The organism is Rheinheimera sp. WS51 (assembly GCF_050936095.1).
Lineage (GTDB): Bacteria > Pseudomonadota > Gammaproteobacteria > Enterobacterales > Alteromonadaceae > Alishewanella.
Map to the genome: position 1 here is coordinate 1 of NZ_JBOTRC010000025.1, position 10,176 is coordinate 10,176.

A 10,176-nucleotide genomic window follows, 5' to 3' on the forward strand; every position below is an offset into this window, starting at 1 on the left:
ATGCCGTTCGGAGATATCAATGAATGATTCTATAAGATCAAAACTGCCGTTTTTATTTCTTGTCTGTATTTCGACATGGTGGGGTTTCTATTACCAATCTAACAGCAAGCTAAATAATTATGGCAGTGCGAATTTTGAATGGCTGTTTCTTTTGGATGCATTAATAGTACTACCGATAATCAGCTTCTTCTGTGCTAAAGACAAAAAAGAAGGCTTATTAAAAGCTGTTTTTTTGAGCTGCTTAGCTGTTCTGATCGGTAGTTACATTGTTCCTGAGCAAAGTAAGCTGATCTGGCATTATCTTGAAAATGGTCGCTATTTTGTTTTGGCTGTTATTCTGTTATTTGAACTTGTTGCAATTTTAACAGTGTATCTTGCGATTAAAGCAGCCATAGGTAAGAGTGAAGATCCCGATCTTGCGATAGAAAGGCCAATAAAAAAATACTTGGGTGAAAGTCCTGTTGCGTCTTTATTGACTTTCGAAACGAGGATGTGGACATTTGCATTTTTTGCAAACCGCATCAAATCAGAACATTTCAGAGGTGATCGACACTTTACCTATCATCAGAAAGATGGCGCAAAAAGTAACTTGCTAGGTTTCATCTTCCTCATTGCATTTGAAATGCCAATTATGCATCTGGTGTTGCACTTTATCTGGTCACCTCTTGCTGCAAATGTTGTCACATTACTCACGATTTTTAGTTTGGTTTTTTTTATTGCAGAGTATCGGGCACTTTCGAGAAGGCCAATTTCTTTAGTTTGTAATAAGTTATTTATTCGTTATGGGCTTTATCATCCGCTAGTAATACCGTTAGAGAACATTGTTAAAATTGAAAGAAATAACGAGTTTGTACCTCGCTCGAAATTTGTAAAGCGTTACAATTACTCAGGTAATCCAAATATCAGAATTGAACTTTCAGAGCCGTTGGGGTCGGTTAATTCAATTTTCATTGGTGTTGATAATGCCGAGTATTTCATCTCAGCGTTGTTAGATTCAGCATCACGGCATAACAATCAAATATTATCGCCAGCAAAAAGCGCTGGCTGCGACGTCAACTCGCTGCGCGGCTTTCCGCGCTAAATTTGGGCGTTAGGCGGGTGATATGAAAGAGAGCGAGCATATTATTCAAGCAAGGAGAAAAGATTATCTCGCTGGTAGGGATATCGAAGGGTTTACTCCTAAAGAGTACAAAATAATTAATTCTAAGGGGTATTGGTTAAAAGCGCTCGCTTCAGGAGACTTGAAGCCAGAAACAGAAGCTCAAGCCAATTTTATTGAAGTTTGTAATGGTAATCGTGAGCCTGAATCCGAATACGAAAAAGCTTGGATGAAGTACCAATCTCTGAATATTGCTTTTCTTATGAGCATAAAGATCGAACAAGGTGATTTTGAAATCATTCAGGTGTTATCTCAGGAATTGCCAGATTTGGTCTTTGATACGCTAATTAAATACCTTCGTAAAAAAGAAAATGAATGTTCTGATTCACCATCAAGACTAAAAATTCAAAAGGCGATCATCAAGATCCGAAGTATTCAGAATAAAGGCAAAAGTCAACAGCGTTTTAATATCACCAATTGGGGAGGGCTTCATGACTTTGGTTTATAAGTCAAAATCGCCTAACAAAGTAATTAACCAAGCCAGCAAGCTGGCGGACGTCGCTACGCTCCGCCGGTTATTACAGCGTTATACGCATAGGAGTTACGCTTGATTCTTCGATTAACATTTTTGTTGTTTTTCTTGATTGCAAATCCAATCTTAGCGCAAGCTCAGGAACCAAAAGTCATAGCTATTGATGGCATTCAAATAGAATATATCGATATTGGTGCTGGCAGCACAACACTGGTGATTGAATCAGGTATCGGAATGGGTTTAGCTTACTGGCAACCGTTATTAGCTGACCTTTCTAAGTTAAATATCAGAGCAGTGATATATTCTCGTGCTGGGAATGGTAAATCACAAAGCGCAAAAGATGTTAGTTTAGCTACTTCAAATCAACGACTTGATAAACTGCTTACGGCTATTAACGCAAAAGATAATCTGGTTTTAATTGGGCATTCATTTGGTGGCTTGCATGTAAGAACTTTTGCTGCCACTTATCCCGAGCAGGTTACAGGATTAATCTTGCTCGATCCAAGTCACGAACTATTTGATAGTGAATTAAATAAAATCGACGCAGCTTGGTCGAAACGCGATACAACTAAATTAAACGCCATGAATAATAACCAGCCTGAATGGAATCTTCTGCAAGGGATTTATCTTCAGAAAATGATTGCTGACGGCGATATTGCTAACAGAATTCCTGTGGTAATAGTTACCTCATCAAAATTAAATGAAAGTGATTGGTGGATAGGGCATAGTGTTGAAGGTAAAAAGATCTGGAGGGATTTGCACCAGTCACTGATCCGTAATAATGCAAATTCTATCCATATGGTTACTAATCAAACTGGTCATAACGTACCACATGACAACAAACTACTCCTTTTAAGCTCTATCAGTGCATTATTAGGTTTAGTTAATGGCGTATAACAAATTGCTTAATTTCGTTCCGGCCACAAACAGCGTGGCCTCCACGGGACTGCCTACGTTGCGCTGCGGCAGCCCATTAGCAAAGCGTTATACGTTACGGCTCGTGGCCGTACTTTTGTCTCAGAGTGAACATTGGTGTCGCATACCACTGAAGAAAAAAGTTAGTTGGTAAAGACTGGTTGCCACATTCAATATGGAAGTGAAAAATGAAATTAGCTAAAGCCTTTATTAGGAATTTTCGTCGCCTTGAAGAGGTCGAAGTAGACTTCGAAGATTCTGAAACTGTTTTCGTTGGGCCAAATAATAGTGGAAAGACTTCGGCAACCAGCATATTTCGATGTTTTCTCTCTTCCAGGGATTTTAAGATTCATGATTTCTCGATAGAACGCATCTCGGAGATTGACCATTATTCGCCCGAAAGAGATATTGTTTTTCCCACAATAGAGCTAGACCTATGGTTCGACTTTGATCCCGAGAACATCTCCTTTGGTCGTGCTTTTGCCTTGCTTTCAAGTGTATCCATAGAAACATATAAAGTCGGCATCCGCTGCAAGTATGCAGTAGATGATATTACTAAGTTATGGGCTGAATATAACACCATTTTCCCAAGTGATGATGACGGTAACCGAAAAAGAAGCCTAAGCCACTTTTTAGGTCTTGATGGTAACTTCAAGAATCATTTTTCCGTTCAGTACTCTTCACTTTCAAGGCTGGATAACGATGAGATTGAGGAAACAATACTCAAGCCATCTGATGGCAAACGCATATTGAATTCTTTGGTGCGAGCGGACTTCGTTGATGCCCAACGAAACATGAATGATGATGAGGAAGCTAGTCGTAGCAGCAAGCTCTCCACCGCGTTTGCCTCGTTCTATCGCAACAACTTAGATCAAGCTGATATCAGCGAAGCGGCCATCCAAATTATCGATGAGAACAACGAAAAACTCACGAAACATTACGATGAGCATTTCGGGAGCCTTATGGGTGTATTGGATGGATTGGGTGTGCCCGCAGCACATGAACGTCGTTTGAAGATAATTTCATCTATCAGTGCCGATGTCGCACTACGAGGCAGCACAGACTTAATCTACATAGATGCGGAAACTGCTCATGAGCTTCCCGAGGCATATAATGGATTGGGGTTCAAAAACTTGGTGCTAATGGCGATCCAGATCCGGGATTTTCAGCTGCAGTGGTTGCAAACCATAGAGAACCGGCCATTATGCCACCTAATCTTTATCGAAGAGCCCGAGGTCCATTTACACGCTCAGGTTCAACAAACATTCATCGGCAATATATGGAATATTCTTAACAATCTCGATGAAGATGGAATTGGTAGTCCGCAACTTGTTATTACAACGCATTCATCACATGTTCTCAATTCAGTTGATTTTGAAAAAGTTAGGTATTTTCGAAGATGTCATCGTTCAGAAGAAGATCCTACTGCCTCTAAAATTCTACGTGTGTCAGAGATACATAACCTAAGAGACTTTCAAGCTTCAGCAGTCGCTACGGATGACGGTGAAGTGGATGCGGATGCTGCTCTTGATTTTTTAAAACGCTATCTAGCTCTGATCCATTGCGACCTCTTTTTCGCTGATGCAGCAATATTGATTGAAGGCACTGTGGAGCGGCTTCTTCTGCCACAAATGATCACGAAGACATCACCAAACTTGAACACGAAGTACCTCACTACGCTAGAAGTTGGCGGGGCGTATGCTCATCGGTTTGCAGAACTAATGACCTTCCTGCACATACCCTACTTGGTTATTACCGACATAGACTCTGTGAAGCCTCCAGAGGGTGGCGGCCGAGCCAAAGCCTGCTGTGCCGTTGATGCTGGTGCAATAACTTCTAATGCTAGCCTCAAAGACATGTTCGTAGGAAAACTGTTGATCAGTGATTTCAATGAGACTCCTGCTCAGGATCAATCGCAGGCTGATTTTGACCGTTTTGTTGCTTTTCAGCGTCCAGTTGAAGTGGATTTTTTAGGTGAGCATATAATGGTTCATGGTCGAACTTTAGAAGAAGCATTCATCTATGAAAACATCCAAGCCTTTGGTGGAGGAGGAACGTTCAAAGGCGTTGTACTTCCAGCGAAAGCTGAAGAGTTGAATCAGTCAATGTTCGAGCTCATTCGAGAATCGAGCTTCAAGAAAACCGATTTTGCACTTACTGTCCTGTCTTCTGATGATTGGCAAGTACCTTTATACATCCGTGAAGGATTGGAATGGCTTGAACAGAGGCTACAAAGCCAAGATCAGGCAATCGAGGAGTCTGTCATATGACCAAATTGCTCAAGCCGACTAAAGCAGATAAGGAAATCGAAGAATGTCTTTTGGCCGGTCAGTCTTTTTCTGTAGTAGCAGGTGCCGGTTCTGGGAAGACAACTTCACTTGTGACGGCACTAAAATTTCTTCGTGATGAAGTTGGACGTGATTTAAGAAAAAATGGTCAGAAAATTGTTTGTATTACCTATACTAAGCGAGCAACTGCTGTAATTGAGGAACGACTTGGGTTCGATGAACTTTATTTGGTTTCAACAATTCATAGTTTCCTTTGGAGTTCCATCAGCCGATTTACGAAAGATATTCGTATAGCTCTTCGTGATAACCTCATTCCAACCCATATCGCAAAAGCACGCGAAAAAGACAATGGCGGTAACTCTCAATCAGCCCAGAGAGCACGTGCTCGAGTTGCTGAATTGACGGCAGAATTAGAACTTTTAGATCAAGTGACTACGTTTAAATACGATGAGAGTCAGTTTAGTAGCTTTTCGAAAGGGCAAATCGGTCATGATGACGTCATCGACTTAGCTGCATACTTGATATCCGAGAGTCCAATTTTGCAACGTGGACTTGGTTTTCAATTTCCCTACATTTTTGTCGATGAAGCGCAGGATACATTTGATAGTGTTATTGGCGCATTCAACACAATTTGTTCGGGTGAAGGTCTTCCGATGGTTGCCTATTTTGGCGACCCTATGCAACAGATTTATGATAATGGAGCCGGTGTATTTGATGGGCCTGAAGGGTTCCGGTTAATCGAGAAAGAGGAAAATTTTCGATCGGCTACCTCAATCGTTGCGCTGACTAATAAGCTTCGGAATGACATTCAGCAGGTGCCCGCTGGCGAAAGCGCCTTGAATGTAGGTAGTGTGTTACTGACCTTGATTGAAACAGAAGCACCTGCTGGGCCTCGTGGAAGATATACACCCGAACAACTAGACCAGTCTCTATCGAAATTCGATGAAGCCCTGCAATACATCGGTTGGCAGAATAATGAGGGAGCTAAAAGACTCTTCTTGGTGCGCCAGATGATTGCAAGACGTCTTGGGTTCTCATCACTACAAAATCTATTTACGGGAGAGTATGCCTCGAACAAAGCACAAGATGAGTATATCGATGGGGACCATTTCTTAGTTAAGCCATTTATCAAATCGCTATGCCCTTTGATAGCTTCACTACAGAGCGGCAACAAAAAACAGATTGTCAATATATTACGGGAAGAGACGCCGGCTTTCGATATATTAGGCATAAATAAGGAACGCCCTCTTAAGGAGATGCTAGATAGCGCTCATAATCTTGTGACCGAGCTTTCCGAAATGTGGACGAAACGTCCAATTGGAGACATCTTGAGATATGCAAAAGAAAATCGACTTTGCAATATTTCTGACCGTTTGGCTGAAACATTAGATAGAGAACCAAGAATTGAGGCTTACGATAGGGCAATTCATGCTGAAGAAAAGTCTGATTGGTTAGCCGACGAATTTTTATCAATGTCAACGAATGAGCTCCTCCCATACTACGGTTTCGTTTCTGATCACACGGCACTCAGTACTCAGCACGGATCAAAAGGGGAAGAATACGAAGATGTCTTAGTTGTTTTTGATGATATTGAAGCCAGCTGGAACATGTACAGCTTCAATAAGCTTCTGACGCCCGCTGCTGCTGGAGATGGCACAGAAGGTCAATTAGCTCGCAGCAGGAAATTGGCATACGTTTGTTTTTCACGAGCTCGGATGAACCTAAGAATATTTCTTTATTGTCAGGATGCAAAAGCGGCTCGTGTTGAACTCGTCGAAAGTGAGTTATTAGATAGCGAGCAGGTGCAAATACTGCCTTCGAAGAGATGAATAAAGTTAGTTCGGTGCCGCTTAAAGCCCCGTATAACAAGGCGCTGCAACCGACTGCCAAAAGCGTCACTCAAATTGCTTGCGCAATTTCAGCGCCACTTTTGACAGCGGCTGAGCGCGGCGTTAGAGGACTGAGTACCCCATGATCATTTCAACCGTCGAAAAAGCAGATTATCTAGCTTTGAAGGATATTGTTTCTATCTGCATATTGCTAATGAATGAAGTGCCTGAAAGTGAAAAAAATAATCTAAAAGCTCTAATTCTTGAAAATATAGAACACGCTTTGGAAGCGGAGGGTCATTCATATTTAAAAGCAGTAGATAAAGGATTTATTGTCGGTTTCGTTCTTATTAAAGGGCATGAAAAACTATCTGAGCTATTTGTTCTTCCCGAATATAGAAAATCAGGTGTGGGTGCAGCCTTGCTTAAAAACGCAATAAATGAGTCGGCAAGTAAGAACGCTATAGGTTATGTTTGGGTCAATGCGGCATTGAACGCTATCCCTTTCTATAGAAAACATGGATTTACAGATTATGAGGTCAACGATGAAACATTTGGCTTTGTCAAAAAACTTAGATATAACCTCTAACAAACAAATATTAACGCCAGCAAAAAGCGCTGGCTGCGACGTCAACCCGCTGCGCGGCTTTCCGCGCTAAATTTTGGCGTTATGTTGTTTACTGGATCGCATAAAAATGAAACTAATTAAGAGTATATTTTACGTGTTAATCATCAGCAGCCTATCAGCCTGTTCGATGAAAAGTGTAAAATTGGCGCACGCTAACGACCCAGATTTAATTAAAGTTTGTCGTCATGCATTTATCGACTGGCGTGCAGCATCGCATATGGTTGATTTTTACAATTTTAAATGTGCGCAAAGAGCAATAGAGCAAGGCTACTTATTAGGTGATTCGAACTTATCTTCTAAGGATTTTTCAATACCTGAGGCACCTTCTGGAAAAACCTGGAATGAAGCATTGGCACTCAAAGAGCTAAGTGCTGATCGAATAACCAGGGAAAAGTATGGGTACATTTTGGCAGTTTTGGAAATGAAGTATCGTGCCAAAATTTCAAAAGCAAAATCAGAGCTCGAATCGGGTAAAATAACTAAGGAAGAATTTGATAATATTAAGGAGGAAGCATCAGAGGCATTCTATGGTGTCCCCACAACATAACAAGGTGTTGCAGCGCGACGTCCAAAGCTGTGCGCCTTTTGTGGTCGCTGCGCTTATACCACAAAAGCCACCCAACTTTGGCCGCGGCTGAACGCGGGCGTTAGTGTTTTAAGGAGTAATTTTGAAGTTAATCACGTTTATTGGTATCGCATTATCTTTTACTGTTTCAGCTCAACCGGCACTTATCAACGTCAATGAATTTGAACTTGAGTATGAAATTGCAGGTAACGGTAAGCATATAGTTCTTTTGGAGGCTGGTGGTAGTGCAGGTATGTCTGACTGGGAGCCCGTTTTTAACCAAATAGCTGAGCATGCCACGGTTATTCGTTATTCTAGAGTTGGAAATGGCAACTCCACAGCCATTAAGAGGCATTTTACATCAAGTGATTATGCAAAATACGCCAGCGAGCTTTTAGTTGCATTAGATGTTAATCAGCCAGTCATTTTAGTTGCTCATTCATATGGTGGCAGTGTTGCGAGAGAGTTCGCTGCAGCTTACCCAAAACAAATAAAAGCACTGTTAATGTTAGACCCGTCCTCCGAACATGATGTTGATATATTGCGCGCTATTGATTTAGAAAAGGGCAACCGGGAAATTGCACAAATAAAGCTGGATGATATGGCAAATGGTATGTCTAACCAATACCTGGATTTCTGGAGTAAAAGGCCGCTACCTGATTATCCACAAATCAAAGATATGCCTGTAACGGTGATAGCCTCTGTAAAAAAAGTAGATAGCCCGGCCAATTTGTTTTTCACGGATCAGGGCAGACAAATGTGGGGTGAGCTATGGCAAGGGTGGGCTAGTGCTTTCCCACAGGGTAAATCTGTGTTGACTGGTAAAAGTGGTCATTTTGTGCAGTTTGATGAACCAGAATTGGTTTTAAATGAGCTTTTTGTACTGATGCAAAAGCTGGACAAACACTAACAAGCAAAGGCAACCGACGCCAAACAACAGCGCGGCTGCTTTGGGCGTTAGTTGCTAATGGAATAAAATTCATGTGTCGTAATTACAACTGGATACTACTACTTCTTTTACTGCTTTCTAGCTGGGGTATAGCAGCTAGCGAAATCTCCGCAGTTATAATAAAGAGCCCTGCTGGAAGTTGGAGTGTCAGTTATACGTCTGATGCACCCGTTACACGTATTTCCTTTCAAAGAGCTCCGGATAGCTCAAGGGGAAAGCGTTGGAAAACTAAATCTGCAGATTTTAAAATTATTAAGGTAAATGACTACGAAGCTGTAAGACGAGTCGATGGTAAACCTTTCACTCAAGTTGAATTTGAGCTTACACCGACATATATCTCATTACCGAAAGACTATGCACCTTTTTCCCCTTTCACTGACGGAGGAATGCTGTTTCATTCTGGCAGGTTCTTCGCGTGTCCTGACCTTTGTGATGGTTCATTAAACAAATGGCCTATCCGTATTCGGGCAGCTAAAGACGACAATATAATTATTGACGGAGTTGTTTATACTGGAGAGGCCAGTTGGGTGGATAGCGACAGCGGCCAAAAAGTATACGTTGGCAAGGGAGAGCCAATACAAGATGAAAATTTTGTCAGCTTGATCGATACAGGACTTCCTGCACCGCTGAAAGAGTTGATGTCTCAAAACCTGCCAAAAATCCTTTCATATTTCGCCGCCCGCATGGGAGCACTTAACTCTCGCCCAAGCTTGTATGCTTCCTATAGCCAGACTAGCGATGGTCGTTATGGTAATCAAGGCGGGACTCTGCCAAGGCAAATATTTATGCATTGGTATGGAGAAAAAGCCATAGAAAAATTAGATGAAAATGCTACATTTTGGTTTTTTGCTCATGAAGTGGCGCATTTATATCAAGGAAGGGCTGGCAATGTAGAAGCTTTAGCCGACGCGTGGCTACATGAAGGTAGTGCTGAACTATTTGCCGGTATTTCATACTCAGAAATACACGGTAATCATAAAATATTTCTGAGTAAAGTGGAGAATGCAAAAGAAAATTGCTTGAGTAGCTTTGGAACTGAAACCAATTATAGAAACGTTGCCTTAAAAAGCAGTAAAATTCATTATAGTTGCGGCTTGCTACTCTTTGATGCCTTAAACAATGAGCTTCAAGAGCGAAATAGCGATGTATTTTTGCTATGGAAAGCTTTCAATTCGGCTGTTAACGAAGGCAAACCAGCTACAACGGCAACTTTTGTAGAGGTTAGCAAATCATTCGTATCACACACGTCCTGGTTAACTTTGTTAGATTTCGTAACAAAATCTGAATTTAACTCAAGCCAGTTCTTTCAGCAAATAGCAACTAACAAATCAATACAGCCGACCGCTAACGCGTCGGCTGATTGAAGCGTTA

The 10,176-nt window shown here is 41.5% G+C and carries 9 protein-coding genes; all 9 read left to right on the forward strand.

The annotated features are described in order from the left end of the window. Window positions 1-19 precede the first annotated feature (19 nt). The 9 genes from ACRCA4_RS14610 (at window position 20) to ACRCA4_RS14650 (ending at window position 10,169) form a co-directional block, all read left to right on the forward strand. The gene (locus ACRCA4_RS14610; RefSeq protein WP_433190217.1) at window positions 20-1,081 is read left to right on the forward strand and encodes a hypothetical protein; all 1,062 of its coding nucleotides are present in this window, start codon (window positions 20-22) and stop codon (window positions 1,079-1,081) included. A gap of 22 nt (window positions 1,082-1,103) precedes the next feature. Further along, window positions 1,104-1,607, forward strand: a complete 504-nt coding sequence (maoP, locus tag ACRCA4_RS14615; RefSeq protein WP_433190220.1) for a DUF413 domain-containing protein — start codon at window positions 1,104-1,106, stop codon at window positions 1,605-1,607. Window positions 1,608-1,706: 99 nt separating this feature from the next. Continuing rightward, window positions 1,707-2,528, forward strand: a complete 822-nt coding sequence (locus ACRCA4_RS14620) for an alpha/beta fold hydrolase (protein ID WP_433190222.1) — start codon at window positions 1,707-1,709, stop codon at window positions 2,526-2,528. A gap of 206 nt (window positions 2,529-2,734) precedes the next feature. After that, a complete protein-coding gene (locus ACRCA4_RS14625; protein ID WP_433190225.1) occupies window positions 2,735-4,816 on the forward strand; it encodes an ATP-dependent nuclease in 2,082 nt (693 codons plus the stop codon). Next, a complete protein-coding gene (locus ACRCA4_RS14630) occupies window positions 4,813-6,663 on the forward strand; it encodes a UvrD-helicase domain-containing protein (protein WP_433190228.1) in 1,851 nt (616 codons plus the stop codon). The genes ACRCA4_RS14625 and ACRCA4_RS14630 overlap by 4 nt, the downstream gene beginning before the upstream one ends. 142 nt (window positions 6,664-6,805) lie before the next feature. Continuing rightward, window positions 6,806-7,252 (forward strand): GNAT family N-acetyltransferase, encoded by a 447-nt coding sequence (locus ACRCA4_RS14635; protein ID WP_433190231.1) that lies wholly within the window; start codon window positions 6,806-6,808, stop codon window positions 7,250-7,252. A 106-nt stretch (window positions 7,253-7,358) separates the two neighbouring features. Then, window positions 7,359-7,838 carry a hypothetical protein gene (locus tag ACRCA4_RS14640; RefSeq protein WP_217667590.1) on the forward strand — a complete coding sequence of 160 codons (480 nt, stop codon included), beginning with the start codon at window positions 7,359-7,361 and terminating at the stop codon, window positions 7,836-7,838. A gap of 121 nt (window positions 7,839-7,959) precedes the next feature. Then, window positions 7,960-8,766 carry an alpha/beta fold hydrolase gene (locus ACRCA4_RS14645; protein ID WP_433190234.1) on the forward strand — a complete coding sequence of 269 codons (807 nt, stop codon included), beginning with the start codon at window positions 7,960-7,962 and terminating at the stop codon, window positions 8,764-8,766. A gap of 71 nt (window positions 8,767-8,837) precedes the next feature. Continuing rightward, window positions 8,838-10,169 carry a hypothetical protein gene (locus ACRCA4_RS14650; RefSeq protein ID WP_433190237.1) on the forward strand — a complete coding sequence of 444 codons (1,332 nt, stop codon included), beginning with the start codon at window positions 8,838-8,840 and terminating at the stop codon, window positions 10,167-10,169. The last annotated feature ends 7 nt before the right edge of the window (window positions 10,170-10,176 follow it).